The organism is Nonomuraea sp. NPDC048882 (assembly GCF_040649755.1).
Taxonomy (GTDB): domain Bacteria; phylum Actinomycetota; class Actinomycetes; order Streptosporangiales; family Streptosporangiaceae; genus Nonomuraea; species Nonomuraea maheshkhaliensis.
On the sequence record NZ_JBEZGB010000033.1, the window covers coordinates 1 to 20,872 of the forward strand.

At 68.2% G+C, this 20,872-nt stretch carries 21 protein-coding genes and 1 pseudogene; 10 read left to right on the plus strand and 12 right to left on the minus strand.

All coding sequences use genetic code 11. The annotated features are described in order from the left end of the window. Positions 1–33: 33 nt before the first annotated feature. Both AB0C27_RS53615 and AB0C27_RS53620 read right to left on the minus strand, forming a co-directional pair. Complete coding sequence (locus AB0C27_RS53615; RefSeq protein WP_357862565.1) at positions 34–462, minus strand: STAS domain-containing protein; 429 nt, start codon at positions 460–462, stop codon at positions 34–36. Positions 463–537: 75 nt separating this feature from the next. After that, the gene (locus AB0C27_RS53620; protein WP_357862567.1) at positions 538–732 is read right to left on the minus strand and encodes a hypothetical protein; all 195 of its coding nucleotides are present in this window, start codon (positions 730–732) and stop codon (positions 538–540) included. 497 nt (positions 733–1,229) lie between these two features. Between AB0C27_RS53620 and AB0C27_RS53625 the strand changes: the two genes are divergently transcribed. After that, positions 1,230–2,552: a hypothetical protein gene (locus AB0C27_RS53625; RefSeq protein WP_357862569.1), complete on the plus strand. Its 1,323-nt coding sequence runs from the start codon at positions 1,230–1,232 to the stop codon at positions 2,550–2,552. A gap of 532 nt (positions 2,553–3,084) precedes the next feature. Here the strand turns inward: AB0C27_RS53625 and AB0C27_RS53630 are convergent. The 4 genes and pseudogenes from AB0C27_RS53630 to AB0C27_RS53645 form a co-directional block, all read right to left on the minus strand. After that, positions 3,085–3,240, minus strand: a pseudogene (locus AB0C27_RS53630) (helix-turn-helix domain-containing protein); the annotation flags it as partial. A 260-nt stretch (positions 3,241–3,500) separates the two neighbouring features. Next, positions 3,501–3,755, minus strand: a complete 255-nt coding sequence (locus AB0C27_RS53635; protein ID WP_357862571.1) for a DUF6313 family protein — start codon at positions 3,753–3,755, stop codon at positions 3,501–3,503. Then, a complete protein-coding gene (locus AB0C27_RS53640; RefSeq protein ID WP_357862573.1) occupies positions 3,752–4,165 on the minus strand; it encodes a DUF6313 family protein in 414 nt (137 codons plus the stop codon). Before AB0C27_RS53640 ends, AB0C27_RS53635 begins: the two co-directional genes overlap by 4 nt. Positions 4,166–4,195: 30 nt before the next feature. After that, the gene (locus AB0C27_RS53645; protein ID WP_357862575.1) at positions 4,196–5,419 is read right to left on the minus strand and encodes a hypothetical protein; all 1,224 of its coding nucleotides are present in this window, start codon (positions 5,417–5,419) and stop codon (positions 4,196–4,198) included. 453 nt (positions 5,420–5,872) lie between these two features. Between AB0C27_RS53645 and AB0C27_RS53650 the strand changes: the two genes are divergently transcribed. The 5 genes from AB0C27_RS53650 (at position 5,873) to AB0C27_RS53670 (ending at position 13,136) form a co-directional block, all read left to right on the plus strand. Beyond that, positions 5,873–6,667 (plus strand): hypothetical protein, encoded by a 795-nt coding sequence (locus AB0C27_RS53650; RefSeq protein WP_357862577.1) that lies wholly within the window; start codon positions 5,873–5,875, stop codon positions 6,665–6,667. A gap of 132 nt (positions 6,668–6,799) precedes the next feature. Then, positions 6,800–7,006, plus strand: coding sequence for a hypothetical protein (locus tag AB0C27_RS53655; RefSeq protein WP_357862579.1), 207 nt, complete (start codon positions 6,800–6,802; stop codon positions 7,004–7,006). A gap of 152 nt (positions 7,007–7,158) precedes the next feature. Further along, a complete protein-coding gene (locus AB0C27_RS53660) occupies positions 7,159–7,857 on the plus strand; it encodes a hypothetical protein (RefSeq protein ID WP_357862581.1) in 699 nt (232 codons plus the stop codon). Positions 7,858–8,310: 453 nt separating this feature from the next. Continuing rightward, a complete protein-coding gene (gene mobF, locus AB0C27_RS53665; protein ID WP_357862583.1) occupies positions 8,311–12,555 on the plus strand; it encodes a MobF family relaxase in 4,245 nt (1,414 codons plus the stop codon). A gap of 110 nt (positions 12,556–12,665) precedes the next feature. After that, entirely contained in the window at positions 12,666–13,136 is a 471-nt protein-coding gene (locus AB0C27_RS53670) for a hypothetical protein (RefSeq protein ID WP_357862585.1), read from the plus strand. Between the two features lie 41 nt (positions 13,137–13,177). Here AB0C27_RS53670 and AB0C27_RS53675 read toward each other — a convergent pair whose 3' ends face one another. Next, positions 13,178–13,447: a hypothetical protein gene (locus AB0C27_RS53675; protein WP_357862587.1), complete on the minus strand. Its 270-nt coding sequence runs from the start codon at positions 13,445–13,447 to the stop codon at positions 13,178–13,180. Between the two features lie 310 nt (positions 13,448–13,757). Between AB0C27_RS53675 and AB0C27_RS53680 the strand changes: the two genes are divergently transcribed. The 3 genes from AB0C27_RS53680 to AB0C27_RS53690 are packed head-to-tail and all read left to right on the plus strand — an operon-like array spanning position 13,758 to position 15,633. After that, positions 13,758–14,012: a hypothetical protein gene (locus AB0C27_RS53680; protein WP_357862588.1), complete on the plus strand. Its 255-nt coding sequence runs from the start codon at positions 13,758–13,760 to the stop codon at positions 14,010–14,012. Further along, a complete protein-coding gene (locus AB0C27_RS53685) occupies positions 14,009–14,599 on the plus strand; it encodes a sigma-70 family RNA polymerase sigma factor (protein WP_357862590.1) in 591 nt (196 codons plus the stop codon). The genes AB0C27_RS53680 and AB0C27_RS53685 overlap by 4 nt, the downstream gene beginning before the upstream one ends. Beyond that, on the plus strand, positions 14,596–15,633 hold the full coding sequence (locus AB0C27_RS53690) for a hypothetical protein (protein WP_357862592.1): 1,038 nt from the start codon (positions 14,596–14,598) through the stop codon (positions 15,631–15,633). Before AB0C27_RS53685 ends, AB0C27_RS53690 begins: the two co-directional genes overlap by 4 nt. A gap of 287 nt (positions 15,634–15,920) precedes the next feature. Here AB0C27_RS53690 and AB0C27_RS53695 read toward each other — a convergent pair whose 3' ends face one another. The 4 genes from AB0C27_RS53695 to AB0C27_RS53710 form a co-directional block, all read right to left on the minus strand. Further along, positions 15,921–16,769: a hypothetical protein gene (locus tag AB0C27_RS53695; protein WP_357862594.1), complete on the minus strand. Its 849-nt coding sequence runs from the start codon at positions 16,767–16,769 to the stop codon at positions 15,921–15,923. Next, positions 16,766–17,470 carry an AAA family ATPase gene (locus AB0C27_RS53700; protein ID WP_357862596.1) on the minus strand — a complete coding sequence of 235 codons (705 nt, stop codon included), beginning with the start codon at positions 17,468–17,470 and terminating at the stop codon, positions 16,766–16,768. The genes AB0C27_RS53695 and AB0C27_RS53700 overlap by 4 nt, the downstream gene beginning before the upstream one ends. 314 nt (positions 17,471–17,784) lie before the next feature. Further along, on the minus strand, positions 17,785–18,882 hold the full coding sequence (locus AB0C27_RS53705; RefSeq protein ID WP_357862598.1) for an XRE family transcriptional regulator: 1,098 nt from the start codon (positions 18,880–18,882) through the stop codon (positions 17,785–17,787). A gap of 114 nt (positions 18,883–18,996) precedes the next feature. After that, on the minus strand, positions 18,997–19,629 hold the full coding sequence (locus AB0C27_RS53710) for a hypothetical protein (RefSeq protein ID WP_357862600.1): 633 nt from the start codon (positions 19,627–19,629) through the stop codon (positions 18,997–18,999). Between the two features lie 490 nt (positions 19,630–20,119). Here AB0C27_RS53710 and AB0C27_RS53715 point away from each other — a divergent pair, with 490 nt between their 5' ends. Continuing rightward, entirely contained in the window at positions 20,120–20,314 is a 195-nt protein-coding gene (locus AB0C27_RS53715; protein WP_357862602.1) for a hypothetical protein, read from the plus strand. Positions 20,315–20,378: 64 nt separating this feature from the next. Here AB0C27_RS53715 and AB0C27_RS53720 read toward each other — a convergent pair whose 3' ends face one another. Continuing rightward, complete coding sequence (locus AB0C27_RS53720) at positions 20,379–20,765, minus strand: hypothetical protein (RefSeq protein ID WP_357862604.1); 387 nt, start codon at positions 20,763–20,765, stop codon at positions 20,379–20,381. Positions 20,766–20,872: the final 107 nt, after the last annotated feature.

Consider the following 20,872-nt stretch of genomic DNA (forward strand, 5'->3'; position numbering starts at 1 on the left):
CAGCACAGCAGACCCCACCGACCGGCGGTAACGCTACAAATCCATACGATCACATAGCGACATCACAGGCATATGCTCGCGGAACGCACTCTGAGGGGTCGGGGGATCTTGACCAGCACGCATCGCGGCAAGAATGGCCTGTTCCACGCTGCGATGCACGGTCAAGATGGGGCTGGCTCCGGTAGAGGTCAGCAGGCGGGCAGGTGATTCCTGCAGGGCGGCCAGGTGCAGGTCGCCGCCGTGCCAGCGGGTCAGGGCCCGGACGTTGAGCAGGACCCGCAGGCCTGCGTGGCCCAGGAGTGGTACTTCGCTCAGGTCGAGCACCACATGGTCGCCCGGCTGGCGGCGTGAGCGGCTGATGAAGGCGTCCAGCCGGTCAGCGTTGGCCGCCTCCAGATCTCCGGCCATGGAGATCACGGTGACGCCGGGCATGTGCTGGCAGGCGAACGTCAGCGGGGTCATCGCGGCCCTCCGGTAGCAGCGGGCGATCCTTCCGGCAGGACGGGGACGGGCGAGCACGGCGGCCATAGGCTCAGCTCAGTTCTGTGTGCGTGCCAGGAAGGTCATGACGGCCAGGGCGAGACCGACGAAGCCGGCGAAGCCGGCCGCCCCGGCCAGCATGGCCAGCGGCACGGGGGTGCCGCCCAGCCAGGCCAGGCCGCCGCCGGCGAAGGCGATCACGAGACCAGCGGTGACGATCACGGCCACCCACAGTCCCCGGTAGTTGTTCATAAGTCCTCACGTCGTTGTCGAGGGGGTCGTCCTGGCGCCCAGGCCCCGGGCAGCAGCACCGGGCGTGCCCGCGGCTGCGGGGCGTGCGCTCGCTTCCATGCCTAGTGCCTGGCCGTCATCTCGCTGGGCACAAAGATCGGAACCAGGTCGATCCGGAACGAAGGCATGCCGTGGCAGATGTTTGGCAGGCTCTGGCCAGCCGCTTCCGGATTCTGGTCCGGTGCCCTGGTGAGGCTCCCGCTCTGCGCCGAGCCGCCCCGTCCCGCGGCGTTCCGGATGGTGTCGCGATGTCGTTCCGGAGCGCACCGCGCAGGACGATCCGGAACGATCCGGAACGGCGAAACCCCGTGCAAGAGGCCGATCGGGAGAACGGGGAGTTGACCATGTCGTACCGGCTCGTTCCGGATGAGGCGGGCGGGGAAATCTGGGCCTCAGAGCTGTGCTGAGTGCGAGAGACTTTTGCTTTCTGTTACCTAAGGCGCACTCTGTGATTGGCGGTGACCGCCACGATGACTGGCCGTGCGGTCGACGCTCCCCTGGAGCGGCTATATGAAGAACTGCGGCGGCTGCGCCGTAAGGCGGGCGATGTCTCCTACGGTTACATCGCCCGGAAGAACACGCGTGGCCTGAGCAAAACCACGGTGGCGGCCATCTTCACCGGCCAGGGCCGGGTAGGGCCCCCGAGCTGGGAGAACATCGCCTGCGTTTTCGATGTCCTGCACGACAAGCTGGACAGCACCGGCGTGGACACCGACAGCCTGGGCACCAAGCAAGGCCTGTATCAGCTTCACCAGCAGGCCGTCGACGCCCTGGTGAGCCAGACGCCGCGGAAGATGCCCGCGAGGCTGCCCGTGGATCAGGGCCAGGTGGCGGCCCAGCCGTCTTCCACGCTTTCGGCGGACCTCACGTCCGCCGCGGCCGACACGAGCAAGCCCCCGCCGATGCCATGCGCCACCGACGCGGACGCCTCGCTCGGCACCGATCTGGCGAGGGAACTGGACACGCTGCTCGAGCGGGACGACCTCGGGGACGGGCCAAGGCCCTGGCCGGCCTTGGAGGACCTCCCCGGCGAGCTGGTGCCCGCCAGCACACCGGCCCCGCCCTCATCCCCAGGTGAGGGCGGTGGGCTGTCGACCCTCGTGATACCGGACCTGGCATCCGGCAAGCTCCAGCAAAAGACGCTCCCAGAGCCGCGGCCCGGAGCCCGCCAGCCGGAAGAAGAGACCCAGCCCGTAGAGAAGGAGGCCAGCTTCGCCGTCTGGGGCGCCCCATCCCGCGGGCAGGCCACGGTGGATCGCATACGCAACTGGTTCGGCCCATGCGGCCTGCAGCTGCTGCACCGGGCCGACAACGGTGACGAGCTGGCGGCCTTCCGGCTAGGCGTCCTGCTCATCAACCGCGACGCCCCGAAAGAAGGCGGCCTGTTCCTCCAGCGCGCCGCAGGTATGAATCCCAAGTTCAGGCTCACCCTGCCCGACCTCGCCGTGCGTGATCGGCTGTGTGGCATCATCGTCACCGACATCTGCCAGCGCATCGCCGACGCCTACGACATCAACGGCATGCCAGCCATGGCGGAGCGGTGGAACACCTACATCGACACCATCGACACCCGGTTCCCGCTCGCCGTCCTGCTGCATCGCCGCATCCAGCCGATCGGCCGTCACGCACGTGACATCAGCCACGACCTGATCCACCTCGAAACCAATGAGATCCGCCAGATCAGCACGATCTACTGGCCCAAACGCATGATCGGCGCACCACCGAAGACGCGCCCCACCGACGCGACAGCCCCGCACCGTACCCCTCAGCCGGTGATGTGACCCTGTCACTGGCTGAAGCGCTTGGCGGCCTCATCCGGAAGCCCCATCGTCCGGCAGCACACCATCACCACACCAAGCGTCGTCGGCTGCCCCCCGCCCGGCCGACGACACCGGTGCGGACGATCTCTCCGCCATCTGGGCTCCCCGCTCGGGTTCGTGCCACTAGCCCCAAAGTAGCTCTGCGTAATGTTTTGGTTCAGTGCGTAGTGGTCGCGGCCCGCCACAGGAGGTCGACCCCTCCGTTTCCCCAGGTGAGACGCTACTTCGTTGAAAACTTCTTCAGTACTACTGGGACCCCCCACGGCCGCAGGGGCTTCCACACTGGGCCTGGAACGGCGCCTGGTCTAACCGGTCGTGGGATCGATCACGCCGTTCTCTGGGCCGCGATCACGGCCTGAACGGTGGCCAACGAGGCGTCGAACCCCTGGCGCTGGGCTTCGGCGAGGATGCGCTCCGGTCCCCACCCAGGGTGCCTGTGGACCAACGTCGCGATGACATGCCGCATCTGTTGCGCTGCGTCATGCAGCTCCCAGAGGTAATCGTTCACGGCCTGCTCGGGGACGCGGAAGCTGCGTCCTACGCGAATCGCGGGCAGTTCTCCGGCGTGAACCAGGCGGTAGACCGTCATCTTCGAGACGCGAAGGGCCGCCGCCACCTCCACCACCGTCAGAAAGTTCACCTCGGACAGAGGCCGCTCTCCATCACCGCGCCGGGAACCGGCGGCGTGCTCGGCAACCACCTGGTCGATCGCAAGCTCGGAGACGTCGCTGGTGCGGGCCAGGTCGACCAGCACGGCCGCGGCCGAGGCGATGTCACCGGCCGCCTCTGAGGAGGGAGCCGCGCGCAGCAACAGCCGTTCCGCTACCTGCTGCGCCGTCACCGTGCCCGTGCTCGCCATACAACCAACGTAGCGGGCCTCCCGCGGTCTGTCCCACCCCCTCGGGAGGGTCAGGAACACCACGAACACGTCCCCCAGCGCTTGGCCGCGTACCACAAGTGCGCCTTGGCCAGGCGCTGGGCCGTCTCCGTGGCCCGCCGCGCCGACAGCTCTTCCATCTCGCTGGTGTTGAGGAAGTCCACCACGGTCCGCTCCCAATGATCTTCGGCATGCGGCCAGCGGCCGCGATGGACCTTGGTCACGAACATCTCAACGAACCGCTCCCAGTCCCCGCCCCGCTCGTGCAGGTCTGCCAGGGACTTCATCGCCGACTCCCCGGCCGCCGGTTGTCCCGGGCCCGCCGGCGCAGGTCCTCGACCACGTCCGCGGTCGAGCGCTGGCGACGGGCCTCGATCTGCCGGGTCACCAAATAGCCCACGGTGCCGCCGACGAACGCCGGGATCGCCAGCCAGCCCACGATGGACACCAGCCAGGTCACCGGTGCCGAGCCCGCGTCCGCTGGCGACTTGATGCCGATGAGCACCTCGTACGCCGTCGACCAGCCGATGAGCACCCCGTCGACGACGAAGACCACGGTGAACACCAGGGCCACCCACAGGGCACGGGTAAGCAGCCAGTACCGGGTCTTGCTGAGCGCGGCCAGGGACCGCACGAACTTGCGACACCGCGCCACCAGCGGAGCCCGCGGGGGTGGCTCCGTCCCAGCCGGTGTCATGCCTCGACGATAACCGCTGTTCGATTCCATTCAACGGCTGTGAAGACGTTGGCTGACGACCCTGCCCTCGCGCCGCAGTTTGCGGCGGACGCTTTCGCCGCGGTCGGCAGCCTGTCCACTGTAGGCGGCCACTTGTTCCCAGCTCTCCGGCGGATTGAGTGCGTAGTCCAAGGCGATCCGGCGCTCTGCCGGACGCAGACGGTCCAGGACAAGCAGTATGCGGGGATTGTCAATAGGCATGATCCGGGCCAGCACCTCATCCTCCACGGTGACGGGGTGGCGAAGGTACGGCTCTAGTGGGCTGTCCAGGTAACGGATGCGTCGTCGTTGCACTTGATGATCGCCAATGAAGTCGGTGCCGTAGCGTGCCCGTTGGCGCAGCCGAGAACGCAGCGCGGCATCGTCGTACACGTCGAGGTCGTCATTCCAGTCATCGGCCAGCAGAGTCAGTGCGAGGGCCTGCACTTGATCTTCGGAGATCTCACTACGGCGAAAGCCGAGGTGCTCGTGGAGGAAGTTTCGGACCGGCGTCAGATCTCCCGCCCGCACAGCGGTTCTGACCGCCAGCATCGCGAGGTAGCAGCTATTTTTGAAGCGGATGAGCTTGGCCAGCACATCTGGCACGCCCCAGCTTCGAAACAGCGGAGCCAGCCGCGAGCTCATTGCAGAGGCCCACTCGTTGATGATGGCCTGGCACCGTGGCGCGAAGGGCGACAGGATGGCGGCAGAGAAGCTCTCTGATAGCGAGCGCGTTGTCGTGACATGGGCCATCTGCCGCCAGGCTGATGAGATCGTCGTCTGTATCTCAGCGTCGAATCTCGCTATTACCCCGGGTTGAAGACCAGCCAGGGCCTGTTGCGCGCTGGACCGCAGGGCTCTGTTCAGGCTGCTGCTGCTGGACTCGGCGAAACGCGCCAGAGTGACGTTGATGCGGCTGCTGGCGAGCAGCTTCGCCAGGTCCAGCCGGGCCAGTGCTTGTGTCTCACGTTCCTGAACTTTGGCGATCGCGTTCTTCCTGACCTGCGCCAGCCCTGCTGCGTGTGCGTGTAGTGCGGAAACTGCAGGCATGCGCATCAAGTCCGCGGCCACGGTGCGCTGCAACGTGTTCTGCAGGCGAGCGATGCTCTGGTTCAGCGGGCTCGTGATCGTCCGGTGAAGTTGCGTCGAAAAAGCTGCGGACAGCCGAACAGGCGCTCGCCCGGCTTCGAACCGCATCACCTTCTGTTCCCGCCTGGGACTGGCGTCGTCCACCATCGTCCACTCCTTCGTGATTGCTCGAGGCTTCACCCTCTAGCGACGGCAGAAGGCCCAACCGACAAAATTTTCTCAGTAGGTGCCGACATTCCCAGCCTGACTATTGACCAGGGGAGGAGCCGTAGCGCTCGTGCGGTGTTGCGAGAGTGAGTGGGGCGTCTAGGCCAACCATGGAGGAGCCGGACAGCAGGTGACCACGATCGAGGTGTGCCCGACCCACGGGTCCTACGTGCAGGCTACCGCTCGCCGACGCGGCTTCAACGCGCTGCCCGCCAGCAACTGAAAGGGGGCGATTCCGTACGGGGCTGGTGCGGCGTCCGACGTCAACGGATAGATTGCGTCTCCCCCGAGAGACGCAATCATGCCTGGTCATCCCCTATGCGAGGCGTTGATCGCTTCGTATCTTTCAAGGCAACTGATCCATATTTCATGCTCCCGGCGAGGGGACGCTTGATGGGACCCAGGAAGTTCCGGTGGACCGAGGAACGACTCGAGGAATGGTTCCACGACCGGCTCGGTCAATGGCTCGGCGAACGGCTTGGCGAGGAGTTCGGCAAAGGGTTCGACGAGCGGCTGGACGCCTGGGCGGACAGCCACTTCCAGGACCGGGTCGAGGCGCTGTTCGCCTCACGGCTCGACGCCCGGGTACAGACCCAGTTCAAGGCCCTGTTCGGCGCAGGGTTCGACGCCCGGGCCCGGGCCTGGAAAGACGATGAGCTCAAGGACTGGTTCGACGACTGGGTCAGGAACTGGTTCGACGACCTGTTCACGGTGTGGGCCAACACCTGGGCGGACAGCCCTGGCTTCCGCGAAAAGTTCGCGACGAACTTCGCCGCCCAGTTCCACGAACACCTCGACGTCGTGGTGAAAGCGCGCGTCGCGAACGAGATCAACACCCACATCGACAGACGCATCGAGGCCTGGCTCCTGGCGGTTCGCGAAGAACTCCTCGCAGCCGCGGCGTTGACCGACTCCGCCGCGGCCGGCAACGACGGCGGCACCCCAGACAACGGTGACAGGCCTTTCGCCGACCGCACCGCCACCGCCGCCGAACTCGCCACCTACCTGGCCAAGGGCTCACTCCAGCCGCAGCAGATCCGCAAAATCCTCAAAGGCAAGGAGATCCCCGGCCAGCGTCCGACCGCCTATCCACTGGGCGAAGCGGCGGCCACCCTGCTCTCACGTCGGCGCCGGCAGGAAAGGCGTCCTGAAGCAGACCACGCCGAGCCGCCGGACAGCACCGAGTAACAGTGGAGACTCGACCGAAGGACTTGGAACAGCGAAACAGCCAGCGCGGTAGCACAGGGAGTGCGTGGCGGGCCGGCACGCGACCGCACCGGCACGACCGCGTAGAAGTGAGGGCACTTCAGAGCAGGCGGGTTGGCGCTGGCACCGCGGGCTAGAAGATCAAAGACCCGAGAGCCGCTACCGCCACCGGCTCGCGAGCGTCTCGCCTACCAGCCATCACGCGATCCCGACGACCCCGACGACCCCGACGACGTCGTGGACAACGTGCTGCCGGTCGATGAGACGCTCGCCCGGCTGCGCGAGCAGATGGGCTGGGCGCGTCCACACACCCCGACGTAGCGGGTCCGCGAGCGCCGAGGACCCGGGTGCGCCGACCTTGTGGGACGGCGCACCCGGTCTCTCACATCGCGCGTGACGACGCTCACCGGCGCCGGGTGACACGCCCCGCCGGCAGCGTGCTGCGGTTGTCCGGACTCGACATGCTGGGCCCCATGGAGACGAATCCCCCCGCACACAGCAAGGGGCGCGAGCTTACCCAGACCGCCATCGAAGCGATCGTCAACCTCGTGCCAGCGGTCGGCAGCACCATCACGGTGCTGCTGATGGCAGGCCTCAACCACAAGCTCAACCAACGGCGCGAGCGCTGGCTCGGCGAGCTTGCCGAGGCGGTCGAGGACCTGAGCCAGCGCTTGGACGAGTTCGACCCTGACGCGCTGGTGGACAACGACGCGTTCGTCGACGCGGTGATGACGGCGACCCAGACCGTGTACCGCACCTCCCAGCAAGAAAAGATCGAGGTGCTGCGCAACGCGGTCCTCAACTCCGCCATGCTGGGCGCCCCGGACCTGGACATCCAACAGATGTTCTTCGACCTCATCGACCGGCTGACCCCGACCCACATGCGGCTGCTTGCGCTCCTGAACGACCCGCCGGGCTGGTTCGATCGGCATCCCGAGCTGTCACGCCCAACGTTCAGCCTGTCCTCCAACCGCGTCCAGCTGATCTCGGCGGCCCTGCCGGATCTCGGCGCGCAAGGGCAGGCGATCATCGAGCGGTTCTTCGCGCCGCTGGCTGAAGGTGGCCTTGTCAACGGCAGCATCCACGGCATGATGACGGCCGCCGGAGCGTGGCAGCCGATGACGACCGACCACGCGAGCGCCTTCCTGGCCTTCATCCGAGACCCACGTTAGGGCTTCAGCTCACTCAGCCCGGCGGCTGGAACGTCGCCTGTGCCCGCCGTCTGGGGAGCACATCCACACGCGCCTCCCCCGCATATGCCCGACCTGGCGAGAACGATCCTCGCCACCCTGGAGTGACAAGACAAGAGCCCGCCCGCCCCTACCAGAGCGGGCGGGCTTGCTCGTGGGACGGCCCTGCACGGGCGTCTGGCCGAACCCCAAGCGGAAGGGTCGTACGGCGCGGCAGACCGAGGCCGGCACACCGAGATCTCAAGCATGCCCTCATACCCCAACCCCCACCATGAACCTCACTACCTGACAACCGTCATTGCTCAACCGAAACACGCATGTCATCCTTATCTTCCAAGTTCAGAGCAGAAAAGATCGTTTGTACCCAGGTATCGCAGGGGCGATACGCGGGCTCCGCCCGACGGCCTGGTCCCGTGCGCGAAGGGGGTGCACGGCATGGCATGGCTCACCGTGCTGGGCCCCGCCGCGGCGCAGATCGACTACCGGCTCCGTGCGGACGCCGGCTGCGGCCAGGTCGACTACCGCCTCGCCGACGGCGACAGCCAAGAAGCCGGTCAGGAGGCGGCCGCCGGTGCCGAGCCGGGGCGTGGCCTGACGTGGATCGGCGACGGGCTGCGCGAGTTCGGCATCGAGCCGGGCACCCCGTTGACCCCTGAGGACCACCAGGCCGCCCGGCGGCTCATGGCTGGCCGCGATCTGGACACTGGCAAGCGGCTCGTCAAGCCGAAGCTGGCCGTGCACCCGCAGGCGATGCTGCCCGGCGAGGTGCTGCTGCAGGCGCTGCAGCAAGCCGCCGTCGAGCGCGGGCAAACCGTGGAGGACATGCTCGCCGGCACGCAGTGGGCGGCCAAGCGCGCCGGGCGTCTGGAGCGCGGCGTCGAACGCGAGGGCGAGGCGCACACCATCCCGGTCGGTGACGCCGAACGCGTGGCGGCCGCCGCCGGCCTTACCCTCGATGCGTTGTATGAGCCGGACCGCCTGGCGCAGGCGCGCGTCCACCGCGATGAGCGAGTGCAGGTCGGCAACCGCGGCTACGACCTCACCCTCGAGCTTCCGAAAAGCGTGTCCGTGCTGTACGGCTTGGCCGATCCGGAACTGGCCCAAGGCATCGAGGACACCTTCGCCGAAGCGGTGTACGACACGGTGGCCGCGCTTCAGCAGTGGGCCGGGTACGGCATGCGCGGCCACCACGGCGACGGCCAGCGCGCTGAACGCATCGCGGGCACCGGCGTGCTCGGCTGGATCCTCTGGCACCGGGCCGCCCGCCCCGTGGGCGGTCAGACTCCGGACCCGCATCTGCACGCCCACGTGATGATCGCGAACATGCTGTGCGGCATCGACGGCAAGTGGTCCACGCTCGGCGCCGGCGGCCGCGACGTCCACCGGCATGTGAAGGCGGCCGGCACGCTGGTGCAGGCGCGACTGCGCCGGTTGCTGACCGAGCGGTACGGCATCGCCTGGGAACGCGATCCGCACACCGGCGCCTGGGAGATCACCGGCATCGGTGAGGACCTGCGCGCCCGGTTCAGCAAGCGCGGCGGCCAGGTCGCCGATCTCCTCAAGGCGATGGGCCTGGAGGCCGGCAGCGCGAGCACCGCCCAGGCCAAGAACGCGGCCGCCAGGACCCGGGAGAACAAGAACTCCGCGCCGACGGCGCCGGTGGACTTGCGCACCTCCTGGGCGGTCCAGGCCCGAGCCGCCGGCGTCGACCCGGCACGGTTGACCGCCGCGTGCGTCGGCGCCGCCCGGAGCCTGCTGGCACGGCGCTCGCCGGAGGAGATCGCCGCGTGGATCTGGCGGAGCGAGGACGGGCTGACCGGCCACGACAAAATCGTGACTCGGGCCGACGTGCTCGCCGAAGTGATGGACGCGCTGCCGGACGGCGTCGCCGGTCTGGCCGACGCCGATGTCCTCGCCGACCAGGTCCTCACGCACGGCCCGGTGGTGGAGCTGCCGCCGGCCGGGGCGGTGCACCTGACCAACAGCCAGCGTTACACCTCCAGCGACATCACCACCGCCGAGAAGACGGCGCTGGCGGCCGCCCGCGCCGGCTATGGCGCGGGCCTGGCCGTGGTCGACGACGCGGCCGCCGAGCTCGCGCTGGGCGCATTCGAGGCCGCCGCCGGAATCGACCTGTCGGCCTCTCAGCGCGCGGTGCTGGAGCGGCTGCTGGGCGGCGGCCACGGCGTGGAGGCGGTCATCGGCGTGGCCGGCTCCGGCAAGACCCTCATCATGGCCGCGGCCCGCTCGGCGTGGGAGAGCCGCGGCCTGGTGGTCGCCGGCGCGGCCACCGCGGCGGTGGCCGCGATGGGGCTGGCCGCCGAGTCCGGCATCGGCTCGGACACGATCGCTACCTGGCTGCGCCGCATCGAGGGCGGGCCCGGCCTGGATGGCGTGGACGTCCTGGTCATCGATGAGGGCGCGATCGTCGACGACCGCCAGCTCGCCACCCTGCTCACCGAGGCCCGCCGCACGCGCACGAAGGTGGTGCTGATCGGTGACCCGGTCCAACTGCGCGCGATCGGCGTCGGCGGCACGTTCGCCGCGATCCATCGCCAGGTCGATGGGCTGGTGCTCGGGGAGAACCGGCGCCAGCGCCACGACGGCGAGCGGGCCGCCCTGCAGCTGTGGCGCGACGGGCAGCGCGGGCAGGCGTTGCGTACCTGGAGCGCCGCTGGGCGGGTGCACGTCGGCCGCGCCGCCGACGACACCATGGCTGCGATGCTGGCCGACTGGCAGCAGGCCCGGCAGGCGTACGCGGGCGATGTGCACGCCGAGCTGGCCGCCGTGGCGCTGCTGGCCGGCAGCAACGCCGACATCGACCGGCTCAACGCCGCGGCCCGGGCGGTGCGCCGCGCCGCCGGCGAGATCACCGGTCCCGAGACGCGCTACCGCCAGGCCGGAGGCCGCACCCTCGCCCTCACGGTCGGCGATCACGTGCGGGTGCACAAGAACGACTACCGGGCCCGTCGCGGCCAGGGCGCCAACGTGCTCAACGGCTACCGCGGTCGCGTCGTGGTGATCAATGACCAGCGGCGGGTGCTGGTCGAATGGCGCGCCCCCTACGCCGATGGGTACCGGATCGAGCAGGAGTGGATCGACCCGGACTACATCGCCGCCGGCGGGCTCGGTTACGGCACCGCCATGACGGTGGCCGCCACTCAGGGCGCCACCGTCGACCGCGCCCTGGTCTACGGCTATGGCCTCGATCCGCACTCGCTGTATGCGGCCATGAGCCGCGACCGCGAGATGGTGCGCCTGTACCTGCCGCGCGAGCTGCTGGAGAGCGACGCTGACCGGGCCCGGCTCGGCGAGCCGGACAGCTACCAGGTGGAGCTGCAGCGCGCGATCGCCGCCTACGCCGCCACCCTGCAAGGCGACCGCGCCGACAAGCTCGTCACCGCCGAACCCGAACCCATCGCCCACCAGCACGCCGCGCGCGCCGCCGAGCCCGACCGCGCCGCCCCGGCGTCCAGCCCGCAGCGGGCCCGCGAGCGGCTCGCCGACTTCGCCCGCGCCTGGGGACGTGACGAGACCCGCGACAGTGCTCACGACGCTGCCCATGGCGGGATCCGCGCCGCCGGGCGAGGCGCTGAGCGTGACGCAGAGCCCGCAGCCGCGTCCACTCCCGATCATGTCCCCGGCGGCCGCCAGAATGAGCCTGAGCGCGCCACACAGACGCCGCCGGCGGCCGGTGAACGGACGGCCGCGCCCGAGGACGAAGGCCTGCGCCGGGCCCGCCAGGACCTGCAGGCCGCCGAGCGCGAGGCGGCGGCCGCCGTCCAACGAGCCGGCGCCTTGCTGAAGCTGTCCCAGCGCCCCTACGGCCTGCTGGACGACGCTCAGCTGGCCGCCCGGGCGCGGGCGCTGACGGACCGCGCCGGCGCGGCGGCCGCCGCAGCCGAGGCCGCCGACCAGCACGCCCGCCGCTACGCCCGCGACGGCGACGGCTCCGCCGAGCAAGCGCTGCAGCAGCTGCGCGTCCAGCTCGCCGAGCAGGCCCGTCAGGTCAACGCCGCCGAACAGGCCGCCGGTCGGCTGCAGCAGGCCCGCCAGACAGTCATCGACGGCCGCGAGCAGATCCACCGGCTGCGCCAGCGCGAGGCCGACATCAGACGCGAGCTCGACACGCTGGGCCGGGTGCGGCCCTCCCACCGGGCCCGCCGCCGCGACCTGGAGGAGGTGCTGCCCCGCATCGCTGAGGACCTGACCGCGGTGCGCGAGCGCCTGGCGCCCATCCTGGCCGAAGGACCGTCGCTCGAGGCGGCGGCCGAACGGGCCGCCGCCGCAGCACCGCCGCCGGCCGCCTGGCCGCTGATCCGCCGCCGCCACGCCGACCTCGAAAGCGACCCAGACTCCGCCCGGCGCGGCGCCCGGGCCCGCGACGTCGACGCCGCCGTCCAGCAGGCCGCCCTGGCCTGGCACGTGCACCAGCGGGCTCACGCCGAGCTCGCCGCCGTTCAGGAGGAACACGAGCGCCGCGCCGACCTGCCGTCCGATCAGCGCGCCGTTGAACACGCCGCCCGCGCCGAGCACGCCCAGCGCCAGCGCGACGCGACCGCCCGCGGCGACGGGCCGACCCGCCCGACACCCGGCCTGCAACGCGAGCGCGAACGACGCGAGGCGTACCGGCCGCCACCTGCGCCGCGAGCCGACCGCGGGCCAGGCCTGAGTCGTTGACCCTGCTACAGAGGGCCGGCCGTCCGGGCCGTGGGGCCGCACACCCCCGTGCGGCATAAGTGACAATCACATATGCTATGTGAGGGTCACATACGACAGAGGAGTGGCTCATGCCGAACAAGACCCTGTCTGTGCGCGAGGACGACCTTCCGCTGTGGGAGCGCGCCGAACGAGCCGCCAGGGAGGCCCGCACCACCGTCTCCGCTCTGGTGGCCTCCGCCCTGGCCAGCTACCTGCAGGACACCGACATCATCGCAGTACTGGTCTACGAGGCTTTCAGGCGGCCAATGCAGGTCCGGTTCGAGGGCCGCTGGCTCATCGACTCCAGCTCCGACCTGGACCAGGACACCGAAAGCATATGGCGGGTCGGCGTGGCCGAGACCAAGCGCGGACGAATCGCGATCTACCTCCATCACCGCGACTACGACCCGGGCGTCTCCGCGACCCTGCTGGACTTCGACTCCATCGAAGACGCCCGCCGAGCGCTCCAGGACGATGTGCGCCTCCCGGACGACTTCCCCTGGGAGCGCATCACCGCCGGCCACGCCGACCGCCTTGCCGTCGAGTGGCGCGACATCTGATCGCAGGAGGACCTCACCCCCAGCATGCGCTGACCGTCCGGTCAGCGCATGCTCTCTGCGAGCAGCCGGTCGATCCGATCCGGCAGCTGCCCCGTCGCGGCCGCGATCAGCGGCACCAGACCGCTCACCACGCCGACACGCTGGCCGTACAGCGCGCCGATCCCCACGTGTGGCGCATCGGCGACCGGGTCGTCAGGCAGGTCGTTACGCCACAGCTGCGCCCACCAGCTGCCGGTGCCCTCATCCCATCCCCACACGCTGCGGTCTTCCCAGCCCTCCAGCAGAAACCCGAACGGTCCAGGGCGCCTCATCGCACTCCTCTCCCTCCATCACGTTCCGCCTGCTCGCCGACACCGATTGTGGACCTTTCGTTCCCGCGGCGCGCCTTTGCCGGCGCAACCAACGCGGCGCCCCCGGGCGAGTCATCGGCGTCACCATGTCCGAAACCTTTCGTGGATCGTTTGCGCGCACGTGGAGCGGATGTGAGGACCTCGCCGCCACAAAGAATCTTGAGGCTGAGGTTCACGGCCATGCCATGAGCGGGCTCTTAACTCACGGGAAGAAGGGGAGTCCACGTCAACCAGGCTGAGGCTCCACGACACTGCCGGAGGAGATCCGCCCATGGACATGGCGACCATCATGGTTGCCCTCGCCTCGCTCGCCCTGGCCCACGTCTGCGCCCTGCTCGGACTACGGCTTCGATTGCGCTGGCGGGTACGGCACGAGCAGGTTCAAAGCAGGCACCTGACCGACTTAACCACGGTGCTCGACGCAGGCGGCCGCATCGAGCTGGACGAAGAACGCGGCGAGGGGCGCCGTCTCAGCGTGAAGATCGTACGCGTGGCCTCCAAACCAGGGAGGCGGACGACGCGATGAGCGACCACGACCCAGAGCGCACAACCTATCCGCCCGGCGTCGTGCCAGACGAAGACACCGAAGCGCTCTGCCAGGCAGCCACGAACGAGGCCTTCTCGTGCTTCTATCGCGCCACGATCCGTTCCTTGGTCGGCTTCCTGCTCATCCAAGGCGCCTCACTGCCCACCGCCGCGGAAATCGCCCAGGAGGCGATGATCAAGGCATACCGGCGGTGGAACACCGTCACTCACCCGAAGGCATGGGTGTACACGGTGGCCGGCCGCGCACTGGTCCGCCACGTCGCCGACATCCGAGAAGACCCCTGCGAGCGGACTCCGGAACCCACGTACCTGCTCCCCGCTCCCGACATGGCTGCCGAATGGGAGGTCCGGCAGGACCTGCTCCGCATACTGCCCAGCCTGCCGATCCGACAGCGCCAAGTGCTGGCCTGGACCTTCGCCGGTTACACCCCCAGCGAGATCGCCCAACAACTCCGCATCACACCCGACGCGGTCAGGGCCAGCCTCAAAAAGGCCCGCCGCGCCGCCAGCCGACACCCCAGCGCGGCCGACTACCACGCCGAGCCGCCAAGGGAGGAGAAGCCGTGACGATGGCACGCCAGCCCGACGACCACGACGCCATCACCCAGCAGTTCCTGACCGGTCTCGACCGCATCCTCGACGTCGAAGCAGGCCTGCGCGAGGCCATGCTCAGCTCTCAGCACACCACGTTAACTCGCGACCTCGACCACGTCCTCGACGTCGAAGCAGGCGCACGCGAAATCGTGTCCACCTCAAGCGCCGCCCCAGGGCCACACAGGCTCGATCATGCTGCCACGGACATCCTCCAGCTAGTGTCGGCCTGTAGCCGTCTCATACTCCGTAATCATCCCAAGGTCGTAGCCAAGCGGCGGCAACTGCGCAGGACCCAGGGACTGATCAGGTCCCTGGAATACGAGCTCGGCGCCGCAGTGGCGAGCACCAACCATCTCTTCTCGCTGGTTGACAGCACGGAGGAGGTCAAGTGGGATTCGGTAGCCTCTTCGCTGTTCGAGCTCAAGGAATCTCTCGAAAAGATCATCATCAGGTTTCAGGATCTGATCGAGGAGCTGGGCGATGCTGCCGCAGCCGAATCCGCGTCCGCCCTCAACGTGCTGATGGGACTCCTCCCAGTCGCCCGGGTCTTGTACGCCGACAGCGATAAGCCGTGGCACGCTCATCAGGAGAGCCACGTCGACCACAGGTATGCAGAGCGCCTGCGCAAGCAGCAGCACCGCATCACCGCGGGCCTGGAGACAGCCCGGGCATGTGCCATCAAGCACTCGTCAGCCGCTATCGACGCTCGCGTTCGGGCGATCAACGAAGCGGTCAGAACGGTGCTCGGCCGATTCGACCTGCCGTCCTTCACCGCAACATCAGTGGAGGACTTCCTTGACGACTTCACAACCTCCGACCTGCGCGGCCTGGACCTGGCAGATGTCGATCTCGCAGGCGTGCACTGGTCGCTGTCCTGCACACTCTGGCCATCTTCGATCCATATCGAAGATATGAAGGCTCGCTCCTTCGAGCTTGAGGACGAGCCCGGGACGTACGTCGTCCTCCGCGGCAGAGCGACCGTCCGCGACTGCGCCGAACTGGCCTAACAGTCGAGCTCGCCACAACCGCAACAACACGCACGCGATCGGTCGACGTGCTCGATGGTTTACCGCATCGAGGTGGTACAGGCCTCACGATCGCCTGACTTCGGTCCTCGCCGTACACGGCCGGGGGCGATCGCCGCCATGAGGCCTCCTTCGTCGGCCCAGGGCACCGAGCAAGTGGCGGGCTCTTCACTGTGGGGGACATCGGAGGATAGGGAGGTCGAAGGTGCTAAGGCGCCCCCTGTTGGGCAGAGGGCGCCTCGGCGCTGTTGACAAATTTGTCAACAAGATCAACTTCTAAGGCCGAACTCTGATTCCAACATCCCTACCGCCTGTCGCAGGGCGGGAAACAGCACGCTCTTTCCCCAGTCGGGATCCTCTTTGGCGGCCTCGATGAGACGCTTCCCGTGGCCGTCGCTAACTAGCTCGGCGAACTCGCGGAAGCGCGCCAAGTTCTTGGAGAAGGCGATCTCCTCGCGCTCACTCTCGGCGTCTTCCAGAGGGGGCAGGTAGCCCTTGGCCCGGGCGACCCGTACGAGGGCGGCAGCCGACTTCTTGCCCTCCGTGGAGTCCCACACGTCGTAGAGGGCCTCGCGGCCGTGCTCTTCCAGTACAGGCCGGACCGCACTGGCTTGCCCCTCGTTGAGGTCTCTGTCCACGCCGTGCTCGGCGAGTGCCTCCACGACGGGGATGTCGGCAATGACGCGAGACACGTACGACGGATGCCAGGGGTGCTCGTTCTTGAGGTAGGCCGTGAACGAGGTGTAGCCCTTGTCCCGGAACAGCTCATGGTCGCGGATGGCGGCCAGGGCCCGGCCGACCGCGAGCAGCCACTGCGTGGTGATCGCGGTGATGTGCTTCTCGCAGTCCTCCAGCGTGGGCACGTCCCCGCGGGCCAGCTTCTCCACGAATGCGTCTGCAGGCGTCGGTGCGGCAAGAGCTGGCGCGCGGACAACCTCCGCGCCTGTGGCGTCTAGTGTCGGCGTTGCCCAGGCGTCGTCGGCCCGGCTGGTCATCGCCGCCGCTTCCTGCTGTGCCTTCTCCAGCCGATCGAAGGCGTCCTCCGCCGCATTGCCGCGATTGGCGGCCCGCCTTCGCTGAGGCGGCCGATGCTGCTCGCGAGTGTCTGGTGGGGTCACTTGCGGCCTCCTCCCTGTACGCCGGGCACCTCATCGAGCCCCAGCGCGAACGCCGCCAGCTCGGCGACTACCTTGCCGTACTCTCGGAAAGTGCGCGGGAACATGCCGAACGCCTCCGCGTAGCGGATGGAGTCGTACAGCGGCGTGGAGAACACCGGGTAGTCCTTCTTCTCCACCCGGGCGTAGGAAGTCCGGAGCAAATTCGTGTCGTTCGCGCCCGCCTGCTTGGCCCGGGCGAACAGAACGATCGCGGCCAGCTCGCCGCCCTGGGCGGCCTTGAGAGCATCCATCTGCTCCGCCACCTTGAACGTGGAGTCGAGCTGGGCGGTGTCCATGGGCGTCGGCTGGCAGGGGATCACGAAGGTGTCGGTCACCATCAGCCCGGCGCGCAAGATGTCGTCGTGCTGAGGGCTGGTGTCGATGACCAAGTGCTTGAACTGCCCCTCCATGGCAGTCACCCGTTTGGCCAGATCCGGAGTTGCCCAGGGCATGACGGTCAGGTTGATCGGCCATTCGTCGCCGGCGCCGAGCTTCCACATGAGGCTGCTCTGGTTCTTCGGATCACCGTCGACGAGCAGGACGGGATCACCGGTCAACGCGAGGGCCAGGGCCAGATGGACGGCGGTTGTCGTCTTGTTGACGCCGCCCTTCATGTTGCCGATCGTGATGCGGATGGGCCGACCGGCGATGGCCGCGACCACGCTCTCGAACTGGGCCCGGTCGGTGGGCGTGAGGAGGCTCCAGATCCCGGCGAGCTGTTCCTGGACAGCTGCGGCATCGAGCTGGACGGGGGTTGAGGCTGGAGTCGTCGTCACGGCATTATCTCGCCGTGTCGGCCGGAGTAGGCGATCATGTGGTCCTCCTGTGATGAGTTGTCACTGGCGCCAGTGACAACCGACATCCTAGAGAGACCATTACCGGCAGGCACGCAGAAAGGCCGCCCCCGGCGAGCGGGGGCGGCCTTCCTAGGCTTCTCATCACAGAAGTTACGGCGATGATACCTCTGCCGGCCCGGCTAACTGCTTCTGATCATCCGAAGGGGAGGACGGCCTGGTGGCGGCCCCATGGGATACCCGTTGCCCGCCATCAAGATAGGAGCCAGGCCATGCAGGTGGCCGATGACGTTCTCACGAGTGAGTCGGAGTTGGCGGGCAATGTCGGCCGGGCGCACCTGCTGGCCCTGCCCGGCCGTCAGCAGGTCGGTAAGCACCTGCGAGGTCTCCCCGCCCACGGCTGGAGCGGAAAACCGATGCAGGTTGGCGCACGCGCTGCGATAGTCCTCCCCCTGCAGCAAGCCCATGTCGCGCAATCGGTGAGCCAACGCCATTCCGGGCACCTTCAAGGCGCGGCTCACATCTTGAATGCGGTCGCTGCCGGCGCGATACAGCGTCCGGCCCAGCAGATCGGGAGCGGGCATCAGGAAGTGGGCGGCGAACTCGTCCGCGGCCGTCTCGGCCTCACCGCTGGCCGGCGACGCTTCACCACGGTGCAACACCAAGTGCGCCAGCTCGTGGGCAGCCTCCACCCGGGCTTCTGCGCCGTCACCCGCCTGGCCGAGGAACAAGAACGGCACACCGCGCCAGTACAACGAAAAGCTCCCCACATCGGCGCAGTCGGGTGGCAGCGCATAGACACGCACCCCGTGCCTCTCCAGCAGACGGATCATGTTCGAGACCGGTGTCTGCCCCAGCCCCCAGCTGATCCGGACCACCTGCGCGGCCGTCTCCGGGTCCGTCCCCGGCAAGCGCGGCACGTCCGGATCGGGCAGGCTGACGCGCTCCTCCACCCACTCATTGATGAGAATGCCGATCCTGGCGGCGCTGCGGGCAGCGTTCTTGCGTCCTGCCGTGTGCTTGACGGCCGCGCGGAAACTGATCGTCGGCTCAGGCACCTCCTCCAGGTCTTCTCCGAGGAAGAAGCCTTCGGGAAAATCCAGAACGTCGGCGAGGCAGGCACGGGCCCGCAGGCTTGGGCTGCGCTCGCCCCGCTCGTATGCCGACACCGATCGCGGGCTCACACCGCTGAGCTGAGCCAGGCCCACGACGGTCAGCCCACGGCGCTTGCGCGCCAACACCAGACGTGAAGGAGCGAAGAACCCGGACGGAGAACTCATCACATCAACCAGACGCTGGAAGCTCGGACGGGGACTACACCGCGGCGCATCCTCCGCTGATCGGCCAAGAGAGACGATCCATCATCCTCGCCTCAGCCTCTCCCGTCACTGATTTCACTCCTCCTTCCCGAGATCCTTTCCCGTCAGAGTCGGCAGCAGAATCCGCTCGCTCCAGCTGTCCACGTACCCCTTCGAAGTGATCGACAGGGGCAGCGACAACTCTGAACGAATCTCCGCCGACATCGCGTTGTACAGCAGCAGCCATACGACATGCGGCTCTCCGCCGGTCGGCCCGGTCACCTCCGCCAGCGCCTCACCGATCTCCTCGCCCGGCACCTCCTCTTCGAACAGCGCAGGCTGCACGAAGCGCTCGTTCCTCTCCACCAGATGCGCCGTCGCCGGCCCCTTGGCGTACTTCGTCGTCGGCTGCATACCGGGCAGACGAAGACCGGTGCACTCGTCACCCGTGGTGGCCACGATCGCGAACTCGCCCTCCGGATGGATCGTCCGGGGCAGATTCCGCGGGTTGTCGTATGTCCAGCCGCGCACCATCAACCGCTCCCGCAGGAAGCGGTTGGTCTTGCCCCAGCGACCGATGCCAGGAGTGTTGGGCGGATCGAGATGGGTGTACAAACGCGCCTCACGATCCGCCGCGAGCAGCGCATGCTCGATATCGGCCCAGCTCAGCCCCAACTCCTCCAGCCGCCGATGGGCATCGTCGTCTTCATGGAACGCAGGTTCCGCCATCAGACCTCCCTCGCCAGGTCAAGGTCCTCACGGGCGGATTGTCCGTTCAAGCCGACAGCTCATCAAGATTGCCGAAGGCCACAGCACGGTGTACCAGCCGTAAGCTGACGCCCGCCCTCCGGACGGGCTCGCGGATTGGAACGCGCGCAGAGGCCGCGTCATGCTACGACGTAGCGCGCTTCCCCCCGTCGGGACCAGCAGAGAGAGCCAGGCACCGTGACGATTCATACCCCCGAGCAGTTGCTGACCGCCATCAGCGACGCGATTGTAAGCAGCCAGCGTGATCAGCGTCCGCGGCTGCCTGCAGACCTGCAACTGCGCCGGCACTACCAAGCGCTGGTCGCACAAGCTGGCGACATGCTCAACGGCGTCGCGAAGATCACCCCGGAGTGGCTGATCTTCGCCGCCGACCAGCTGTTCGGCCACGCCGAACGTTTGCTGGCTGCAGCACGGCTGCCCAACGTGCCACCCCCTTGCCGAGCAAAAGACGATGTCCGTCGAAGACTTGCATGGAGCCGCCCGTCAGACCGCCATCGCGGCCCTGCAATCCGCAGGCGACCGCGACATGCCGCAGCTTCTCCAGGACCTGGTCGCCGCCTACAACCTCTCCAGCCTGATGGCCGCCGCGATTCTCGGCGAGGCGGCACGGGCAACCCATGCGGCACAGACAACCGCGATCGAATGACCGCCACCGCCGAACCGAGGCGCGCCAGCCTGAGCTGACCGCACGGAGGCTCCCGTGCTGGCGATCACCAGCGCGGCAGGTAGTCCGGCTTCGGGATGTCGGAGTCGATCGTCCAAAGCTCACGATCCCAGCGCGCCTGAGAGCCCCGCGGCCCGTAGACGAACACCGGAGCTGAAGCGGGGTCGTGCTTGCTCAGCTCGGCGAGCGTAGCCACCAGCGCGTAGACGGCCGGCCATGCCGCGTACCCGGGGCACGACAGTGCCCGCACCTCTTGGCTCGCCTGAGTGCCAACAACGATCTGGACGTGATCAGCGGCTGTATACCGCTGCGATGGATGGGGTTCGCGCCACGACTCGTCACCCTCAGGGAACATCGGCACCGGGTTGACGCTCACGATGCTGTCGATCCGGATCAACTGCTGCGGGTCCTCAGTCACCAGCCATGCCGCCATATCGCCAGCGTGAGCGACATCCGCGTCAGGATCAAGAGCGCCCGCCACCTGATGTAGGCGCGGAACACCTCGAGGCGCATGCGAAAGGGGGTCCCGATCAGAGGCGT